The sequence below is a fragment of the Saccharopolyspora indica genome (assembly GCF_027853965.1).
In the GTDB taxonomy this organism is placed as follows: Bacteria; Actinomycetota; Actinomycetes; order Mycobacteriales; family Pseudonocardiaceae; genus Saccharopolyspora; species Saccharopolyspora indica.
Genome location: NZ_JAQGLB010000002.1, coordinates 400,385 through 418,253 on the forward strand (window position 1 = coordinate 400,385; position 17,869 = coordinate 418,253).

Annotated in this window: 17 protein-coding genes; 11 read left to right on the plus strand and 6 right to left on the minus strand. The window is 71.4% G+C overall.

Translation table 11 applies throughout. From position 1 onward, the window contains the following. The first annotated feature begins 13 nt into the window (after positions 1 to 13). The 7 genes from OU416_RS05765 (at position 14) to OU416_RS05795 (ending at position 6,252) form a co-directional block, all read left to right on the plus strand. Positions 14 to 850 (plus strand): GNAT family N-acetyltransferase, encoded by an 837-nt coding sequence (locus OU416_RS05765; protein WP_270925759.1) that lies wholly within the window; start codon positions 14 to 16, stop codon positions 848 to 850. A 126-nt stretch (positions 851 to 976) separates the two neighbouring features. Beyond that, positions 977 to 2,764 (plus strand): penicillin-binding transpeptidase domain-containing protein, encoded by a 1,788-nt coding sequence (locus OU416_RS05770; protein ID WP_270925760.1) that lies wholly within the window; start codon positions 977 to 979, stop codon positions 2,762 to 2,764. A gap of 56 nt (positions 2,765 to 2,820) precedes the next feature. Beyond that, a complete protein-coding gene (locus OU416_RS05775; RefSeq protein ID WP_270925761.1) occupies positions 2,821 to 3,093 on the plus strand; it encodes a type II toxin-antitoxin system Phd/YefM family antitoxin in 273 nt (90 codons plus the stop codon). Further along, entirely contained in the window at positions 3,090 to 3,485 is a 396-nt protein-coding gene (locus OU416_RS05780; protein WP_270925762.1) for a type II toxin-antitoxin system VapC family toxin, read from the plus strand. Before OU416_RS05775 ends, OU416_RS05780 begins: the two co-directional genes overlap by 4 nt. Positions 3,486 to 3,557: 72 nt before the next feature. Further along, positions 3,558 to 4,415: a type I methionyl aminopeptidase gene (gene map / locus OU416_RS05785; protein WP_270925763.1), complete on the plus strand. Its 858-nt coding sequence runs from the start codon at positions 3,558 to 3,560 to the stop codon at positions 4,413 to 4,415. A gap of 7 nt (positions 4,416 to 4,422) precedes the next feature. After that, on the plus strand, positions 4,423 to 5,943 hold the full coding sequence (locus tag OU416_RS05790) for a cobyric acid synthase (protein ID WP_270925764.1): 1,521 nt from the start codon (positions 4,423 to 4,425) through the stop codon (positions 5,941 to 5,943). 63 nt (positions 5,944 to 6,006) lie between these two features. Further along, on the plus strand, positions 6,007 to 6,252 hold the full coding sequence (locus tag OU416_RS05795) for a type II toxin-antitoxin system Phd/YefM family antitoxin (protein ID WP_270925765.1): 246 nt from the start codon (positions 6,007 to 6,009) through the stop codon (positions 6,250 to 6,252). Positions 6,253 to 6,431: 179 nt separating this feature from the next. Here OU416_RS05795 and OU416_RS05800 read toward each other — a convergent pair whose 3' ends face one another. Continuing rightward, complete coding sequence (locus tag OU416_RS05800; protein WP_270925766.1) at positions 6,432 to 7,139, minus strand: FadR/GntR family transcriptional regulator; 708 nt, start codon at positions 7,137 to 7,139, stop codon at positions 6,432 to 6,434. An 88-nt stretch (positions 7,140 to 7,227) separates the two neighbouring features. Here OU416_RS05800 and OU416_RS05805 point away from each other — a divergent pair, with 88 nt between their 5' ends. Continuing rightward, positions 7,228 to 8,490, plus strand: a complete 1,263-nt coding sequence (locus OU416_RS05805) for a CynX/NimT family MFS transporter (protein WP_270925767.1) — start codon at positions 7,228 to 7,230, stop codon at positions 8,488 to 8,490. A 206-nt stretch (positions 8,491 to 8,696) separates the two neighbouring features. Here the strand turns inward: OU416_RS05805 and gdhA are convergent, their stop codons facing one another. The 4 genes from gdhA to OU416_RS05825 all read right to left on the minus strand — a co-directional run bounded on the left by gdhA (position 8,697) and on the right by OU416_RS05825 (position 13,346). Further along, positions 8,697 to 10,037, minus strand: a complete 1,341-nt coding sequence (gene gdhA / locus OU416_RS05810) for an NADP-specific glutamate dehydrogenase (protein WP_270926080.1) — start codon at positions 10,035 to 10,037, stop codon at positions 8,697 to 8,699. 191 nt (positions 10,038 to 10,228) lie between these two features. Further along, a complete protein-coding gene (locus OU416_RS05815) occupies positions 10,229 to 11,626 on the minus strand; it encodes a mycothione reductase (protein ID WP_270925768.1) in 1,398 nt (465 codons plus the stop codon). A gap of 14 nt (positions 11,627 to 11,640) precedes the next feature. Beyond that, positions 11,641 to 12,657: a VanZ family protein gene (locus OU416_RS05820; protein ID WP_270925769.1), complete on the minus strand. Its 1,017-nt coding sequence runs from the start codon at positions 12,655 to 12,657 to the stop codon at positions 11,641 to 11,643. Between the two features lie 143 nt (positions 12,658 to 12,800). After that, positions 12,801 to 13,346 carry a YbhB/YbcL family Raf kinase inhibitor-like protein gene (locus OU416_RS05825; protein ID WP_270925770.1) on the minus strand — a complete coding sequence of 182 codons (546 nt, stop codon included), beginning with the start codon at positions 13,344 to 13,346 and terminating at the stop codon, positions 12,801 to 12,803. A gap of 153 nt (positions 13,347 to 13,499) precedes the next feature. On the opposite strand from OU416_RS05825, the gene OU416_RS05830 reads away from it, so the two are divergent. From OU416_RS05830 to OU416_RS05840, 3 genes are all read left to right on the plus strand, one after another. Further along, the gene (locus OU416_RS05830) at positions 13,500 to 14,492 is read left to right on the plus strand and encodes a sugar kinase (RefSeq protein ID WP_270925771.1); all 993 of its coding nucleotides are present in this window, start codon (positions 13,500 to 13,502) and stop codon (positions 14,490 to 14,492) included. Between the two features lie 83 nt (positions 14,493 to 14,575). Further along, complete coding sequence (locus OU416_RS05835) at positions 14,576 to 15,487, plus strand: NAD(P)-dependent oxidoreductase (protein WP_270925772.1); 912 nt, start codon at positions 14,576 to 14,578, stop codon at positions 15,485 to 15,487. 382 nt (positions 15,488 to 15,869) lie between these two features. Further along, complete coding sequence (locus OU416_RS05840; protein ID WP_270925773.1) at positions 15,870 to 16,676, plus strand: S1 family peptidase; 807 nt, start codon at positions 15,870 to 15,872, stop codon at positions 16,674 to 16,676. 291 nt (positions 16,677 to 16,967) lie between these two features. On the opposite strand, the gene OU416_RS05845 is transcribed toward OU416_RS05840, so the two are convergent. Further along, positions 16,968 to 17,867: a LysR family transcriptional regulator gene (locus OU416_RS05845; protein WP_270925774.1), complete on the minus strand. Its 900-nt coding sequence runs from the start codon at positions 17,865 to 17,867 to the stop codon at positions 16,968 to 16,970. Between the last annotated feature and the right edge of the window lie 2 nt (positions 17,868 to 17,869).

Sequence of the window (17,869 nt, forward strand, 5' to 3'; positions counted from 1 at the left end):
GCAGTCTTGGCAGGTGCTCAAGCTAGCCGGTGCACGGCTGTTGGAGGAGCGGGACGCGATGCTGGTCCGCTCCGTGCTGGATTCCGCGCCGGTCGCGGCCTGCATGGTCGCCGCGCGGGTCGAGGAGGCGGGCATCCACCCGCTGCGCCTCGGCGGCGAGCTCTGGGGCTACGGCAGCAAGCTGACCGGCATGTGCTTCTCGGGCGCGAACCTGATCCCGCTGCGCGGCGGACCGGACGCGATGCGCGCGTTCGCCGACCGGGCGCTGCGCCGTCGCCGGGTCTGCTCCTCGCTGGTCGGGCCGACCGAGCAGGTGCTGGCGCTGTGGGACGAGGTCGCGGCGCAGTGGGGCCCCGCGCGCGACATCCGCGCCGAGCAGCCGCTCATGGTGCTGGCGGAATCACCGCGCATCGCCCCGGACCCGCTGGTGCGCCAGGTGCGACCGGACGAGCTGGACCGCTACCTGCCCGCGGCGATCGCGATGTTCACCGAAGAGGTCGGCGTGGACCCGTGCAGCGACGGCGGCGCGGCGAGCTACCGGGCGCGGGTGGCCGATCTGATCGCCACCGGCCGGGCGTTCGCCCGCTTCGAGGGCGGCGAGGTGGTGTTCAAGGCCGAGATCGGTGCCATGTCGCGCACCGTCGGCCAGATCCAGGGCGTCTGGGTGCACCCGGACCGGCGCAGCACCGGGCTGGGCACCGCGGGCACCGCAGCGGTCGCCGACCGCCTGATCCGGGGCCTCGGCCGCACCGCGAGCCTGTACGTCAACGACTACAACGTCGCCGCCCGGCTGGCCTACCGCAAGGTCGGCTTCCGCCGAATCGGCTCCTTCTCCACCGTCCTCCTCTGACCCTCCCGCGTTCCGGCCCCGGTGAAGGGCACCTTTAGGCAAGTAAGTTGCTAAAAGGTGCCCTTCACCGGGGCCGGCGGGGGAAGTGGGGGTGGAGGAATCGGAGGGGTTGGGCATACTCGCGGCATGGTTTCCAAGCGGATCTTCGCCGGGATCGCCGCTCTGCTGCTGGTGCCGTTGGCGGCTTGCAGCACCGGGCCTTCGGAGGAGGACGTCGCGACGGCCTTCGTGAACGCCGTGGCGGCCGGGGATGCGGCCGGGGCCGCTGCGCAGAGCGACAACCCCGAGCAGGCTCGGCAGGCGGTGGAAGCGGTGCGGCGCAGCATGGCCCCGGAGGCCGTGCGCGCGACGGTCCGGGAAGTCGCCGATGACCAGCAGGGCACGCCGACCGCGAAGTACGACCTGTCCTGGGACTTCGGGGCGGGCAAGGTCTGGGAGTACCCGAGCGAGCTCAAGCTCGTCGAGGGAGAGCAGGGCTGGAAGGTCCGCTGGGCGCCGAGCGTGCTGCACCCGAAGCTCCAGCCCGGGCAGAACCTGGCCTTCCGCGAGCAGCGCCCCGACCCGGCGCCGGTGCTCGACCGCGACGGCGCGGAGATGATGCGGCCGGAACAGCTCGTCACGGTCAGCCTCAGCGCGCAGGAGGCCGGAGACGTGCCGAAGGTGGCGGGCGCGCTGGCCGACGCGCTGGGCACCATCGAACCGGCGATCACCCAGCAGTCCATCATGGACGGTGTCGGTCGCACGCCGCCGGGTCAGCCGTACGCGGTGGTCACCCTGCGGCAGGGCGACTACGAGCGGGTCCGGTCGCAGATCTACGAGCTGCCGGGAGTGCGCTTCCCGGCGCAGACCCGACTGGTGGCCGGTGAGCGCGGCTACGGCTCGCAGGTGCTGGCCGGGGTGGTGCGCAAGGCCGACGAGCAGGTCGCGGCCAACGCCGGTTGGCGGGTCGTCGCGGTGGACGCGGCGGGCAACGAGGTGGCCGAGCTGCACAACGTCGCCGAGCGGCCGGTCGAGCCGATGACGGTGACCCTCGGCGACCGCACGCAGCGCGCCGCCGAGCAGGCGGTGGACCAGATCCCGCAGGCCTCGATGCTGGTGGCGGTGCAGCCCTCCAGCGGCGAGGTGCTGGCGGTCGCGCAGAACTCCGCGGCCGACGCGCAGGGCCCGGTCGCGCTGTCCGGGCAGTACCCGCCCGGCTCCACGTTCAAGGCGGTGACCGCGACGGCCGGGCTGGAAGCGGGCGCGGTCGACGCGAACACCGTGGTGGAGTGCCCGGCCAAGAAGGCCTTCGACGGCCGGGTGCTGCCCAACGACAAGGAGTTCGACCTCGGCCGGGTGCCGCTGCACACGGCCTTCGCGCGGTCCTGCAACACCACGTTCGCGCAGCTGGCGGTGGACCTGCCCGCTTCGGCGCTGACCGACTCCGCGCACCAGCTCGGGCTGGGCGTGGACTTCGACATGCCGGGCGCGACCACGATCACCGGCAAGGTGCCGCCCGCCGACACCGTGGTGCAGCGGGCGGAGAACGGCATCGGCCAGGGCACGGTGCTGGCCAGCCCGTTCGGCATGGCGCTGGTCACCGCCTCGATCGCGAACGGGCGGATGCCGGTGCCCACGCTGATCCGCGGCCTGCCGACCAAGGCCGACGCCACCCCGCAGCCGCCGTCACCGCAGTCCCTCGACCAGCTCCGGCAGATGATGCGCGAAGTGGTCACCGAGGGCACCGCGACCGGGCTGGCCGGTTCCGGCGAGGTCCGCGGCAAGACCGGCACCGCGCAGTTCGGCGACGGCACCCGCTCGCACGGCTGGTTCGTCGGCTACCGCGACGACGTGGCGTTCGCGGTGCTGGTCACCGACGCGGGCTCGTCCGGGCCGGCGGTCGACGCGGCGCGGCGGTTCCTGTCCGCGAGCTGATCGCTTCACGTGTTCGGGTGATCGCAAGGCGTGATCATTGTGCTACGTTGTAGCGCATGGAGCGGATCGGTGTGCGCGAGTTGCGGCAGAACGCGAGCCGGTACCTGAAGCGGGTCGCCGCAGGCGAGTCGATCCTGGTGACCGATCGCGGTCGCACCGTCGCGGTGCTGGCTCCGCCCACGCGTGACCAAGCCCTGTACGACGAGCTCGTCGCGGCCGGGGAGCTGGTGCCCGGCGACGGCGGCGAGCTACCCGGACCGTTGCCCGCAGCGCCCTCCCCGAGCGTGTCCGACCGGCTGCTGCGCAGGCGTGAACAGGAGCGGTTTTGATCTACTTCGATTCCTCCGCGCTGATCAAGCTGATCGCCCCCGAGCCGGAGAGCGCGGCGCTGAGCCAGTGGATCCGCGAGCACTGGGAGCACCCGAGGGTGACCAGCGCGCTGTCGAAGGTCGACGTGCTGCGGACCTTCCGCGAGATCGGGCCGCACGCCGTGGACCTGGCCTCGATCATCATCTCCAAGATCGACCACCTGCCGGTGAAGCAGGACGTGCTCGACGCGGCCAGCGAGCTGCAGGCCCAGGTGGGGCCGGTGGACGCCATCCACCTGGCCTCCGCCTGCAAGATCAAGGACGGCCTGGTGGCCTACCTGTCCTACGACCCGGCGCTGCTGGCCGCGGCCGAGGAAGCGGGTCTGGCCACCGCATCACCGGGCGCGAACTGACCGGGTGACCGGGGAAGAGCCCCGACCGTCACCGCGCTGAGCCCGGTGCCGGGGCGCGGTTAGAGTGTGGGCATGCCGGTTCGAGCTCCGTTGCAGCCAGGCGTGCAGACGCCGCGCCGCCCTGTCCCCGCGCACATCGAGCGTCCCGAGTACGTCGACAAGCCGGCTCCCAAGCGCGGCACCGACCCCGACGTGCAGACGCCCGAGATCATCGAGGCGATGCGGGTCGCGGGCAAGCTCGCGGCGCAGGCGCTGGTCGAGGCGGGCAAGACGGTGCAGCCGGGCGCGACCACCGACCAGGTCGACGCGGTCGTGCACGAGTTCTTCTGCGACCACGGCGTGTACCCGTCGACGCTCGGCTACCGGGGCTTCCCGAAGTCCTCCTGCACCTCGCTCAACGAGGTGATCTGCCACGGCATCCCGGACTCGACGGTCATCGAGGACGGCGACATCGTCAACGTCGACGTCACCGGCTTCGTCGGCGGCGTGCACGGCGACACCAACGCGACGTTCCTGGCGGGCGAGGTCTCCGAGGAGGTGCGGCTGCTGGTCGAGCGCACCCACGAGGCCCTGATGCGCGGCATCAAGGCGGCCAAGCCCGGCCGCCAGCTGAACGTGATCGGCCGCGTCATCGAGTCCTACGCAAAGCGCTTCGGCTACGGCGTGGTGCGCGACTTCACCGGCCACGGCATCGGCCGCTCCTTCCACAGCGGCCTGGTGATCCTGCACTACGACGAGCCGTCGGTGCAGACCGTCCTGGAACCGGGCATGACCTTCACCATCGAGCCGATGATCACCCTCGGCACCCACGAGTACGACATGTGGGACGACGGCTGGACGGTCACCACCAAGGACAAGAGCTGGACGGCCCAGTTCGAGCACACCATCCTGATCACCGAGGACGGCAACGAGATCCTGACGCTGCCCTGATCCGCCGGTGAACGCGCTGTTGGTGGCCGGGACCACCTCGGATGCCGGGAAGAGCGTCGTCACGGCCGGGATCTGCCGGTGGCTGGCGCGCAGCGGCGCCCGGGTGGCCCCGTTCAAGGCCCAGAACATGTCCAACAACTCGGTCGTCACCCCCGATGGCGGTGAGATCGGGCGGGCTCAGGCGGTGCAGGCCGCGGCGTGCGGGATCGAACCCTCGGTGCGGTTCAACCCGGTGCTGCTCAAGCCCGGCAGCGACCGCAGCTCGCAGGTCGTGGTGCTCGGGCGGGTGGCGGGCGAGGTGACCGCGATGTCCTACCGGGCGCGCAAGGCCGCCCTGCTGGACACCGTCGTGGCCACGCTGGAAGGGCTGCGGGCCGAGTTCGACCACGTCATCTGCGAGGGCGCCGGGTCGCCCGCCGAGATCAACCTGCGGGCCAACGACATCGCGAACATGGGGCTGGCGCAAGCCGCCGGGCTGCCGACCGTGGTGGTCGGCGACATCGACCGCGGTGGCGTGTTCGCGCAGCTCTTCGGCACCCTCGCGCTGCTGGACGCGGCGGACCAGGCCCTGATCGCCGGATTCGTGATCAACAAGTTCCGCGGCGACCCGGCGCTGCTGGAACCTGGGCTGGACCAGCTGCGCGAGCTGACCGGGCGCCCGGTGCACGGCGTGCTGCCGTGGGCCGAGGAGCTGTGGCTGGACGCCGAGGACTCGCTGTCCTACGCCGCGGACGGGGTCGTCGGGCGGCCCGCTCCGCCGCGGGGCGGGCAGTGGCTGCGGGTGGCGGTGCCGCGGCTCCCGCGGATCTCCAACGCCACGGACGTCGAAGCGCTGGCCGCGGAGCCGGGCGTCGCGGTGCGCTTCGTCACCGAGCCGTCGCGGCTGTCCGACGCCGACCTGGTGGTGCTGCCCGGGTCCAAGTCGACCGTCGCGGACCTGGCGTGGCTGCGCAGCAGCGGGCTGGCCGACGCGATCCGCGCGCACGCCCGCGCCGGGCTGCCGGTGGCCGGGATCTGCGGCGGTTTCCAGATGCTGACCCGGCGCATCCACGACGAGGTCGAATCGGGAGCGGGAGCCGTCGACGGGCTCGGGCTGCTGGACGTGGAGATCGAGTTCGCGGCGTCGAAGACGCTGGCGCGGCCCAGCGGTCGTGCGTTCGGCGAGCCGGTTTCCGGCTACGAGATCCACCACGGGTTGCCCCGCCGCCGCGGTGAGCTCGAACCGCTGGTCACCACCTCCGACGGGCAGCCCGAGGGCGGCATCGCCGGTTCCGCGCTCGGGACGCACTGGCACGGGCTGTTCGAGAACGACGGCTTCCGGCGGGAGTTCCTGCGCTGGGCGGCCCGGCGGGCCGGGCGCGACGGCTTCGAACCGGCAGGTGACACGGTGTTCGCCGACATCCGCGCCGGGCAGCTCGACCTGCTCGGCGACCTGGTGGTCAAGCACCTGGACACCGACGCCCTGCGGCGGCTGCTCGACGGTGGCCCGCCCGCCGGGCTCCCGACGCTGCGCCGCGGCGTCGGCTGAGTCCCGCCGCGAAACCTCGGCAGATGCGGGATTTCGCGCTGTGACGCGGGTAACGTCGTCGGCATGGCTGCCGAATTTTCCGTTGACGAAGCACGCGAGCGGTTGGTCGAGCTGCTGGACCGCGCCGAGTCGGGGGAGGAGATCGTGATCACCCGGTTCGGTGCGCCGTCGGTCCAGCTGCTGCCCGCGCAGGGGCGATCGGCTGGTGGCGGCTTCGCCACCGGGGTGATCGCGGCGTCCTGGGTGGCGCCGGTCGGCGCGGAGGCCTTCGACGTCGGAACCGACTACTGGCTGGACTCCTCGGCCTGAATGCCTGTTGGTGGTTGCGCTGCTGGGGTGGTCGCTTGGCGGAACCTGAGTGCTTCCCTGGGTTGCGGGTGCCCCTCCTGATGTGACCGATACACGGCGGAGGGGCTGTCCTCGCCAGGAAAGCACTCATAACCCGCGGCGGTGCGAGCTGCGTGCGTGCCCGAAGCGGCTGACGCCGCTTACTCAGGCGCGGACGGCTTCGCCGACAAGCTCTCAGGTCCCATCTGGGCGAGCAGCTCGTCCAGGAACCCGCCCGCTTCCTCCGCCGCCCGCCGCGGGTCGCCGTCGCGCACCGCGGTGAGCAGCGCTGTGTGCGAGACGTGCTGCTCCGGCGGGATCTCGGGGTTGAAGGTGGTCGCCACGCTGGAGGTCACCGCTTCGCGGATCCCGTCGTAGAGCGAGATCAGCACCGGGTTGTGCGAGGCCGCGACCAGGATCCGGTGGAACTCGGTGTCGGTGGTGACGACCGCTTCGCTGTCGCGGTTCTGCACCGCGGCGTCCCGCTCGGCCAGGCAGGCCGACATCTGCCGCAGCTCTTCCTCGGTGCGCGCCCGCGCGGCCAGCCGTGCGCCTTCGACCTCCAGCGCGCGCCGCACCTCCAGGATCTGGCGCAGCTCCGGCCCGCACAGCTTGCGGACCGCGCCGGAGATCTCGTTGGTGGCGCGCACGAACGTGCCGTCGCCCTGGCGGACCTCCAGCAGTCCGGCGTGCGAGAGAGCGCGCACCGCCTCCCGGACGGTGTTGCGCCCGACGCCCAGCGCGGCCACCAGTTCGGCCTCGGGCGGGATCTTCTCGCCGAGCGGCCATTCCCCGGACGTCACGAGCTGGCGGATCTGGGCGATGACCTGATCGACCAGCCCGGTCCGTTTGGCGGTGACCAAAGGCACTGACAGGTCCTTTCGTCCAAACATCCTACGTTTGACATACTAGGTCGTGATGTCCAGCGAGTCACGTACCCAGCACGTCCCTGACCATGTGGCTGACCAGGATGCCACCCGACTCCCCGCCGATGTGCACCCGGACGCGCTCACGCGCGAGAACGACGGCGCCGCCGAAACCGTCAACCCGAACCGGCATCTCGCGACCGCCGGTGGCGGTCTGCTGCTCGCCGGCGTGGCGCTCGCGGCGGCGAACATGCGCCCTGCGGTCACCAGCCTGGCGTCGGTGCTCGGTGAGGTGCGGGACTCGCTCGGCGCGTCCAGCACCTGGGCGAGCGTCGTGACGTCGGTGCCCACGCTGTGCTTCGGCGTGGCGGGCATCGGTGCTCCGCTGCTGGCGCGGCGGATGGGCATCAACAAGGTCATCGCGTTCTCGCTGGCGGTGCTGACCGCCGCGATGCTGGTGCGGACGGTCGGCGGCACGTGGACGGTGCTCGGCGGCACGGTCCTGGTGTGCGCGGCGATCGCGATGTGCAACGTGCTGATCCCGGTGGTCGTCAAGGAGTCGTTCCCGACCAAGGTCGGGATGGCCACCGCGCTCTACACGACGGCGATGGCCGCGGGCGGTTCGCTCGGCTCGGCGCTGACGCCGTACCTGAACTCCGCCACCGGCAGCTGGCGGCTCGCGCTGGCCACCTGGGCCGTGGTGGCCCTGGCCGCGTTGTGCGTGTGGGTGCCCGCCACGGCCCGCCGCTCATCGGCGCGCCAGGTGACGGCCTCCACCGGGCCTCGGCGGTCGCTGATGCGCAGCCCGCTGGCGTGGGTGATCACCGGGTACTTCGCGCTGCAGTCGCTGGTCGCCTACGTCGTGATGGGCTGGCTGCCCGAGGTGTTCAAGGGCGCCGGGATGGACAGCACCACCGCGGGCATGCTGCTCGGCCTGCTGCTGCTGGTCGGCGTGCCGATCAACATGATCCTGCCGCCGCTGGTGACCAAGACCCGCAGCCAGTCCGCCTGGGCCGTCGGGCTCGCGGCGCTCAACATCATCGGCATGCTCGGCCTGCTGCTGGCGCCGATGAGCATGCCGGTGGTGTGGGCGGTGTCGATCGGCATCGGCATGAGCGCGTTCCCGCTGGCGCTGGTGCTCATCTCGCTGCGCACGGCCAACGCGGCCGACACCGGCTCGCTGTCGGCGATGTCGCAGAGCATCGGCTACCTGATCGCGTCCTTCGGCCCGTTCCTGTTCGGCGTCCTGCACGACGTGACCGGAGCCTGGTCGGCCTCGCTCGTGGTGCTCCTGGTGGTGGTAGCGGTCCAGTCGGTGTTCGGCGTCATCGCCGGCCGCCCCCGCACGGTCTGACCCCGATCGGGGGAGGAGCGAAGGGCACCTTTCACCGACTAACTTGGTGAAAGGTGCCCTTCACCTTCTCCGACCACCTTCTGTGCCCGTGTGGCGATGCATGGGCGAAGGGCACCTTTGACCTGCTTAGTTGGTCGAAGGTGCCCTTCGTCTGGTCTTGCGTGCGGGACTCGGCGGTTGCCCTGGTGACCGTCGAGTCCCGCTGATCAGATCAGGCCGAGACGCAGCATCGCGTCCGCGACGTTGGTGAAGCCGTTGATGTTGGCTCCCGCCACGTAGTTGCCCGGCATGCCGTACTCCTCCGCCGTGGCGTAGCAGCGGGCGTGCACGTCCTTCATGATCTGCTCGAGGCGCTGCTCGGTGAACTCGAAGCTCCAGCTGTCGCGGGAGGCGTTCTGCTGCATCTCCAGCGCCGAGGTCGCCACCCCACCCGCGTTCGCCGCCTTGCCCGGGCCGAAGGCGACCCCGGCCTCCTGGAAGTTGCGCACCGCTTCGGGAGTGGTGGGCATGTTCGCGCCCTCACCCACCGCGATGCAGCCGTTGGCGATCAGCGCCGTCGCGTCGTCGGCGCCGAGCTCGTTCTGGGTGGCCGAGGGCATCGCGACCTGGCACGGCACCTCCCAGACGCTGCGGTCCGAGACGAACTTCGCGCCCGGCCGGCGCTCGGCGTAGGCGGCGATCCGGGTCCGCTCGACCTCCTTGAGCTGCTTGACCAGCTCGACGTCGATGCCGTTCTCGTCGTGCACGTAGCCGGAGGAGTCCGAACAGGCGACCACGGTGCCGCCCAGCTGGTGCACCTTCTCCATCGTGTAGATCGCGACGTTGCCCGAGCCGGACACCACGACCTGCTTGCCCTCGAAGGACTCGCCGCGCGCCGCCAGCATCTCCTGCACGAAGAAGGCGCAGCCGTAGCCGGTCGCCTCGGTGCGCACGCGGGCGCCGCCGAAGGAGAGGTGCTTGCCGGTCAGCACGCCCGACTCGTAGCGGTTGGTGATCCGCTTGTACTGGCCGAACAGGTAGCCGATCTCGCGGCCGCCCACGCCGATGTCACCGGCGGGCACGTCGATGTACTCGCCGATGTGCCGGTGCAGCTCGGTCATGAAGCTCTGGCAGAAGCGCATGATCTCGCGGTCCGACCGGCCCTTGGGGTCGAAGTCGGAGCCGCCCTTGCCGCCGCCGATGGGCAGGCCGGTGAGCGCGTTCTTGAAGATCTGCTCGAAGCCGAGGAACTTCACGATGCCCTGGTAGACCGACGGGTGGAAGCGCAGGCCGCCCTTGTACGGGCCGAGCGCGCTGTTGAACTCCACCCGGAAGCCGCGGTTGATGTGCACCTCGCCGCGGTCGTCCTCCCACGGCACGCGGAAGGTGATCTGGCGCTCCGGCTCGCAGATCCGCTCGATGATCTTCTGGTCGGCGTACTCGGGGTGCTTGTCGATGACCGGGCCGATGCTCTCCAGCACCTCGCGGACGGCCTGGTGGAACTCGGTTTCGCCGCGGTTGCGCTGGACAACGTTGTCGTAGACCGGCTCAAGACGTGCGTGCAGCACTAGTGGGACTCCTTCGTTCAACGGGACTCCGACGTGTTGCACCCCCAGGGCCAGAGCACAACTATCCGGTCCAGAGAACCTCCCGGTCTGGAACGGATCAAGATGATGCCGAACACATCACGCGAGCTGCGACGCTCGCGTGACGTGCGGTGACGATCAGGTATTCGGTTGTGGAACTCCGCCCGCCGACCTCAGTTCAGCGGCAGGTTGAGCAGGGCGTTCTCGATTAGCTCGGGCATGCCGGGGTGGATCCAGTACTGGCCGCGGGCCATGCTGCTCGCGTCCAGGCCGAACTGCATCGCCTGGATCAGCGGCTGGATCAGGGTCGGGGCCTGCGGGCCGATGATGTGCGCGCCCAGCAGCTGGCCGGTGTCCGGGTCGGCGAGCAGCTTGGCGAAACCGGTGGTGTCCTCCATCGCCCAGCCGTAGGCGATGCCCGCGTAGTCCTGGACCGACGTGACGTACTCGACGTCGCGCTCCTGGGCCACCTGCTCGGTCAGGCCGACCGAAGCGATCTGCGGTGCGGAGAACACCGCGTGCGGGACGAACCGGTGGTCGGACTCGATCGGGGTCTCCGGGTGCAGCAGGTTGTGCTGCACCACGCGCATCTCGTGGTTGGCGACGTGCTTGAGCTCGTGGTCGGAGCTGATGTCGCCCATCGCCCACACGCCGTCGACCGAGGTGCGCTGGGTGGCGTCGACCTTGATCTTGCCGTTGCCGGTGAGCTCCAGCCCGCCCTCGGCGGCGTCGAGGAGGTCGGCGTTGGGCACCCGGCCGACCGCGATCAGCAGCGCCTCGGCCTCCACCACCTCGGCGCCCTCCGGGCCCTCCAGGTGCAGGCGCACCAGGTCGCCCTCGCGCTCGACGGAGATCTCCTTGCGGTTGAGCCGCAGGTCCCAGCGCTGGGCGGCGAGCTCGGTGAAGCGCGCCGAGACGTCGGTGTCCTCGCTGCGCAGCACCCGGCCGGAGCGGCCGATCATGGTCACCTCGACGCCGAGCGCGGAGAACACGTGCGCGAACTCGGCGCCGACGAACCCGGTGCCCATGATGATCATCCGGCGGGGCAGCCGCTCGAGTCGCATCACGGTGTCGCTGGTGTAGTGGTCGACCTCGTCCAGGCCGGGGATGGCCGGGATCGCCGGACGCCCGCCTGCGGCCACCACGAACCGGTCGGCGGTGATCGTCTCGGGGCCGTCCGCGGTCTGCACCGTCAGCTGCTTGACGCCGGTGAACCGGGCCGTGCCCGAGTAGAGCGTGACGTTCGGGTTGTCCTCGGCGCGGTAGCGGCGGCCGCCCGCGGCGATCGGGTCGATCCGGCCGAAGATCCGGTCCCGGACGTCGGGCCAGCGCACGTCGCGCAGCTCGAGGTCGACGCCGAGCTTGGCGCCGCTGCCCGGAGCGCTCGCCACGTCCGCGGTGTGCACGAACATCTTCGTCGGGATGCAGCCGACGTTCAGGCAGGTGCCGCCGTAGGCGTCGTTGGGGCCGATGCCCTTCTCGACGATGGCGACGTCCCAGTCGGCGAACCGGTCGTCGAGGATCGAGTTGCCGGAGCCGGAACCGATGATCACTAGGTCGAAGTGGCGCACTGGTCCATCCTGCCTCACGTCGAGCGGGCCGCGGTCGGCGCGCGCTGGCTTTGTCTGGCGTCGATCACTTCCAACCCGGCGATCCGCCCGGTGATTCCGCGGTGATCTCCGGTGTTCGTCACGCCCCAGGCGTGCACCGCGCACCACAGGACCCCCAGCGCCACATCCGCTTCTCCGAGCACACCGGTGCACACGCCTTGAACCGCGGCGAAGCCGCCGAGCCCGGACGTCCAGCGCAGCAGCGCCGCGACCGCCGGGCGGGTGGGTGCGCGGGCGCGCAGGCAGACCGCGTGCTGGCCGAGCGAGCTGCCACCGCTGACGAGCATCGCGGTCAGCAGCACGGCGGCGGGCGCGAACCAGAGCGCCGTGGCCTCCCACCAGGCGTTCGGAGCCGTTCCGGTCAGCCAGAGCACCAGCTCCGCGACACGTGCGCCTGCGATGCCCAGCCACCAGAGCAGGAGCAGGTCGCAGCTCATGCCCAGCAACCGGCGCGACGCGCTGACCGGGCGCGGCACCGCTGGTCGGTCGCGGGCAGCGGTGGGCACGCGGCGCAGCAGCGGCGCGCCCAGCGTGCCGAGCACCGCGCCGGTGGTGTTGGCGATGATGTCGTTGACGTCGAACACCCGGTACGGCGCCGGGAGCAGGAACCACATCCCGGTGAGCTGGGTCAGCTCGACGAGCACCGACGCGGTGCCGCCGACCAGCGCGGCCGCGACCGGGCCGCGCCGCAGCAGTGCCCCGAGCGGGACGAAGAGCGCGATGTTGCAGGCGAACTGCTCCAGCACCGCTGAGTCGCGGAGACCGGCGAACGGCCGCCACTGCGGTTCGAAGCCGGTCCCGGCGCCAGGCAGCGGCAGCAGCACGTAGCAGGCCAGCGCGGTCGCGTAGAGCAGCGCGGCGAAGCGCAGCAGCGCGACGCCCGCGCGGAGCTCGCCGTGCCGCCGGTGCTCGGCGGCGACGAACGGCGCGAACAGCACCGCCGCCAGGCCGGTGGCGACCAGCACGGCGAACGAACCCGGCAGCACGTTCATCTCGATCTCCTCGTCCGAGAACCTCCCCGCTTATAAAGAGGCGCGAAGGCCCGTTTCAGATACATCTCGATCGAGTGATCGCCGGGCGCGAAAAAGCCGCGCCCGCCCCGGGATCCGGGCGAGCGCGGCTCAGGTTCTCGGTATCAGTGCTGGTAGGTGGGGGTGATCACGGCGCGGGCCAGGGTGTGGAAGGCCAGGTTGAAGCTGATCACCGCCGGGCTGGCCGTGTCGTCCGGGCCGAGCTTCTCGGTGTCCACCGCGTGCACCACGAAGTAGTAGCGGTGCGGGCGGTCGCCGGGCGGCGGGGCGGCGCCGCCGAAGGCCCGCTCGCCGAAGTCGTTGGCCACGTGGAAGGACCCGGCCGGGATGCCGTGGCCGTTGCGGTTGCCCGCGTCGGTGGCCAGCTCGGTGACGTCGGCCGGGATGTCGGCCAGCACCCAGTGCCAGAAGCCGCCCGGGATCGGCGCGTCCGGGTCGAAGCAGGTCACCACGAAGCTCTTGGTGGCCTCGGGGAAGCCCGACCAGCGCAGGTGCGGCGAGAGGTTCTGCCCGCCGGCGCCCATCCCGTCGAAGACCTGGGCCTGCGGCATCGGCCGTCCGTCGGACACGTCGTCGGAGGTGACGTCGAAGCCCGGGACCGCGGGCAGCAGCGAGTACGGATCGGGGTCGATCGGGCGCTCCAGACTCATTGCGAGCAACCTCCATTCCTGGGACTGAGGACGATCAACGGTCAGCTTAGGGATTGCCGCAGCGGCGGGCTCGGGTGCCGCGCTCAGCAGTGTGATTGCGTCTGCTGCAACGGGAGTGTGTATTCCGCACAATCCTCGATAGGCTGGGCGGCGATGACGTGGCGGATCGAGGAGGCGGACGTGGTGGAGCCGGGCCCCGAGGTGCTGTGCTTGGGGGAGACGATGTCGCTGGTCTCCCCGGCCGACCCGGTCCCCCTGGAGCAGGCACCGGTCTTCACGCTCTCCGCGGGCGGCGCGGAGTCCAACGTCGCCATCCACCTGGCCGCGCTGGGGCACCGGGTCGGCTGGGCGAGCCGGGTCGGCGACGACCCGCTGGGGCGCCGCATGGTCGCCGCCATCGCCGCGGCAGGCGTTGACACCGGCCTGGTCGAGGTGCGGGCGGACGCGCCCACCGGCGTCTACTTCAAGGATCCCGGCCCGCACGGCACGCGGGTGCACTACTACCGCGCCGGATCCGCGGCGTCCACGATGGACGCGGACTTCCTGCCCGACGAGCCGCTCGACGCGCCGCGGCTGCTGCACCTGTCGGGCATCACGCCCGCGCTTTCAGCGGGCTGCGACCGGCTGATCCGCCACCTGCTCACCCGCCACCGCCGAGCCCGGATCACCTTCGACGTGAACTACCGACCGGCGCTGTGGCCGGTCGAGCGGGCCGGGCCGGTGCTGCGCGAGCTCGCCCAGCTCGCCGACACCGCGTTCGTCGGGCTGGACGAGGCGACCACGCTCTGGGGCGTGGAAACCCCTGAAGACGTGCGGGAAGTGCTGAACCGGCCGAGCGTCGTCGTGGTCAAGGACGGCGCCATCGCCGCGCACGCGCTCGGATCCGAGACGGTGACCGTGCCCGCGCCGAAGGTCGAGGTCGTCGAGCCGGTGGGGGCCGGGGACGCCTTCGCCGCCGGGTACCTCTCCGGCGTGCTGCGCGGCGCCGACGTCGCGCGCTGCCTTCGGCTCGGGCACCTGCTGGCCGCGCACAGCCTGCTCAGCACCGAGGACCACACGACATCGCCGGATCGCGAAGACCTGGAGCGGTGGCTCGACTGCGACGAAACGCGTTGGCGCGCACTGAGCTTCAGCTCCCGGTCCTGACGCGCCGGGGGTGGTGGCAGTGGCCACCGGACCGGCGTTGGAAGATGCCGAGCAGCTGCCGAGCGTTCCCGAATGGAGTAGTCGTGAAGGTCCACGTTGGTCCGGTCGCCCAGCCCGAGCTGGAAGCCGCCGTCGTCGCGGCCGGTGCCGAGCTCGGCCCGGCCGCCGACGCCACCGCGCTGATCTGGTTCGGCGGTGAACCGGCGCGGTTCGCCGAGCTCGACCACGCCGCCCTGGAGTGGGTGCAGCTGCCGTCGGCGGGCGTCGAGCACTGGGCGGCGGCCGGTGCGCTGCGGGACGGTGTCACCTTCACCTCGGCGGCGGGTGCCTTCGCGCGGACCGTCGCCGAGCACGCTTTGGGCCTGATGCTGGCCGGTGCGCGCCGGATTCACCTGATGGCGCGCGCTTCGGAGTGGTCGCGGCCGGAGGGGATGCGCGGCGTCGCCGGCGCCACCGTCGGCATCATCGGCGCCGGCGGCATCGGCGGTTCGCTGATCGAGCTGCTGCGGCCGTTCGGCGTGCGGGTGCTCGCGGTGAACCGGTCCGGCAAGCCCGTGGACGGTGCGGCCGCGACCTGGCGCTCCGACGACGTCGAAGGCGTCCGCGAGCTGCTCGCCGAATCGGACTTCGTGGTCGTCGCCGCGCCCGCCACGGCGGCGACCGCGCGGCTGATCGACGCCGCAGCGCTGGCCCGGATGAAGCCCGGTGCCTGGCTGGTCAACGTGGCGCGCGGGCCGCTGGTCGACACCGAGGCGCTGGTCGCGGCGCTGGACGCGGGGCGCATCGGCGGTGCGGCGCTGGACGTCACCGATCCGGAACCGCTGCCCGACGGGCACCCGCTGTTCCAGCACCCGCGGGCGATCATCTCGCCGCACACCGCCAACCCGAAGTCGCTGATGATCCCGGCGCTGGCCCGCCGAGTCGAGGAGAACGTCCGGCGCAGGCTGGCGGGCGAACCGCTCCTCGGCGTCGTGGACCGCACCGCGGGCTACTGATCGCATTCCGGCGGTCGGGCAGCAGCGCGCCGGGCATTCGATTTGTCCATATTGGAGCGGCGGAATCGGTGGTCGGCAGCTCCGGCATCCGGAATCGCGGAAGGCCTATCGGAGGATTGACAAACCTCCGGGTGTCATGAGTGGGAATACGCAATTCCCGGCGGTGGAAAGACCTTGCGCATTAAAGTCCTATTTGGACAGTTCAGGTCCGCCATTCGAGTGGATATTTTCCGGAATTTCCACTCGAACGGGTTGTGCAGGTTGGTGCAACTGTATCCAACAGCGGGTCGTGATCCTCTTTCTAATGGACACTTTGGTCGAGCCGGAGACGGCGGGTCGAAACCGCGACCTGCCGGGAGGCTCCGGGGGAGGAGGCAACGACATGGCGGACACTCGGAGCCGGGTGTGGTCGGTGGCCGGATTGCTGGCGGCGGCGACGTTGTCGTCGGGACTGCTGGCCCCGGCGGCCGGTGCGGCGGAATCCGGAACCGCGGGGACCGCGGCGCCCCCCATCGTCGGGGGTGAGCCGGCCAAGATCGCCGACCACCCCTGGGTGGTGTACCTGACCGACGCCCAGGGCAACCAGTTCTGCGGCGGCACCGTCGCCAAGGCCAACAAGATCATCACCGCGGCGCACTGCGTCAGCGGGGACAAGCCCGAGGCGGTCCAGGTCGTCGCGGGCCGGGAGAGCAAGCAGAACACCGATGGCACGGTCGCGAAGGTGACCGGCATCTGGGTGCACCCGCAGTACCAGGACGCCAACAGCGGTTCGGACGTCGCGGTGCTCACCCTCGGCCAGGACCTGCCGCAGCAGCCGCTGGCGGTGGCGTCCAAGGACGACTCGGCGCTCTACGAGGCGGGCAAGACAGCCGGTGTGCTCGGCTGGGGGGCCACCGCGGAGGGCGGCGAGGCGTCGGAAACCCTGCAGAAGGCGGAGGTCCCGCTGACCAGCGACGCCGACTGCCAGAAGGCGTACCCGCAGTACAAGGCGGAGGCCATGGTGTGCGCCGGGTTCCCGGAGGGCGGCGTGGACAGCTGCCAGGGCGACTCGGGCGGACCGCTGGTGGTGGAGAACAAGCTGGTCGGCATCGTCTCGACCGGCAACGGCTGCGCCCGGCCGAACGCACCGGGCATCTACACCCGCGTGGCCGCCTACCACGACGACGTGCAGCAGCAGCTGGACTCCTGATCCGCTGAGGATGCGGCCGGGGCGCGGCGGGAGCGCCCCGGCCGCGTTCCTCTGTTTCCAGACTCGTTCTGCGTGGCGGTGCGGGTAGCGGAACCTCAGGGGCTCCCTGGACTGCGGGTGCCCCTCCTGATGTATGACCAATACACGGCGGAGGGGCCGTCCTCGCCAGGAAGCCCCTGAGAACCCGCGGCGGTGCAAGCTGCGAGGGTGGGTTATGCGCCTGCGGCGCATGCGGCAGCTCATGCCGTTGTTGCGATAGCTTCGCGATCGCGGCTCAAGAGAAGTCAACTGCTAGGCCAGGCGCAATCGCGGGCCGAGCTCGCGGGCGAGGCTGGTGGTCAGCGACCGGAACGTCCGCACCGCCGGGCTCCGGTCGTCCGAGCGGGTGGCCAGCACGCTGTGCTCGGGCGGCGCGTCCAGCACCGGCACGCAGACCGTGCCCGGCCACGGGTAGTACCGCTGGAAGGACTCCAGCGCGGAGCCGGCGCCCCGCCCGGCGGCCGCCGTGGTCAGCACCTCGTGCGGGGTCACCGCGTGCGACCGGCTGCGGTGCGGGGACAGCCCGCCGCGCGCGTCGGCGAAGTAGAGGTAGTCGCTGAACTGGCGCGGGGTGTGCTCGGGGAGGCTGACGTAGGGCAGTTCGAGCACGTCGTCGAGGCGCACGGCCGCCGCGTCGGCCAGCTCCCAGGACGCGGGCACCACGACGATGCGCCGCTCGGTGGTCACCACGTCCACGGCGATCCGCTCGTCCACCGGGGCCGGTCGCACGAACGCCACGTCGACCCGGTTCTGCACCAGCGCCGAGACGTGCTCGGTGAAGTCCAGGGCGACGAACTCGACCGGTACCTCCGGGCAGGCCCGCTGGAACGCCTGCACTGCGGCGGGCGTGAGCTCGGCCGAGCCGTTGCTCATGACGCCGACCCGCAGCACCTGCGCCGCCTCGGCCTCCGCCACGTCGGCCATCGCCGCGTCCAGCGCGGCCAGCAGGCCGCGGGCGTGCCCGACGAACCGCTCACCGGCCGGGGTGAGCCGCACCGGCGAGCGTTCCAGGAGGTGGACGCCGAGGTCGTGCTCCAGCTGCTTGATGTGCGCGGTGACGGACGCCGGCGACCGGAACAGCCGCTCGGCGGCCTTGCCGAAGTGTCCTTCCTCCGCGACCGCCAGGAAGGACGTCAACCGACGCAGGTCCATAC

Excerpts from the sequence above, each read along its gene's own strand:
- OU416_RS05770 (WP_270925760.1), top strand. The coding sequence starts at position 977 with ATGGTTTCCAAGCGGATCTTCGCCGGGATCGCCGCTCTGCTGCTGGTG.
- OU416_RS05775 (WP_270925761.1), top strand. The coding sequence starts at position 2,821 with ATGGAGCGGATCGGTGTGCGCGAGTTGCGGCAGAACGCGAGCCGGTAC.
- map (WP_270925763.1), top strand. The coding sequence starts at position 3,558 with ATGCCGGTTCGAGCTCCGTTGCAGCCAGGCGTGCAGACGCCGCGCCGC.
- OU416_RS05795 (WP_270925765.1), top strand. The coding sequence starts at position 6,007 with ATGGCTGCCGAATTTTCCGTTGACGAAGCACGCGAGCGGTTGGTCGAG.
- OU416_RS05820 (WP_270925769.1), bottom strand. The coding sequence starts at position 12,657 with ATGAACGTGCTGCCGGGTTCGTTCGCCGTGCTGGTCGCCACCGGCCTG.
- OU416_RS05825 (WP_270925770.1), bottom strand. The coding sequence starts at position 13,346 with ATGAGTCTGGAGCGCCCGATCGACCCCGATCCGTACTCGCTGCTGCCC.
- OU416_RS05830 (WP_270925771.1), top strand. The coding sequence starts at position 13,500 with ATGACGTGGCGGATCGAGGAGGCGGACGTGGTGGAGCCGGGCCCCGAG.
- OU416_RS05840 (WP_270925773.1), top strand. The coding sequence starts at position 15,870 with ATGGCGGACACTCGGAGCCGGGTGTGGTCGGTGGCCGGATTGCTGGCG.
- OU416_RS05845 (WP_270925774.1), bottom strand. The coding sequence starts at position 17,867 with ATGGACCTGCGTCGGTTGACGTCCTTCCTGGCGGTCGCGGAGGAAGGA.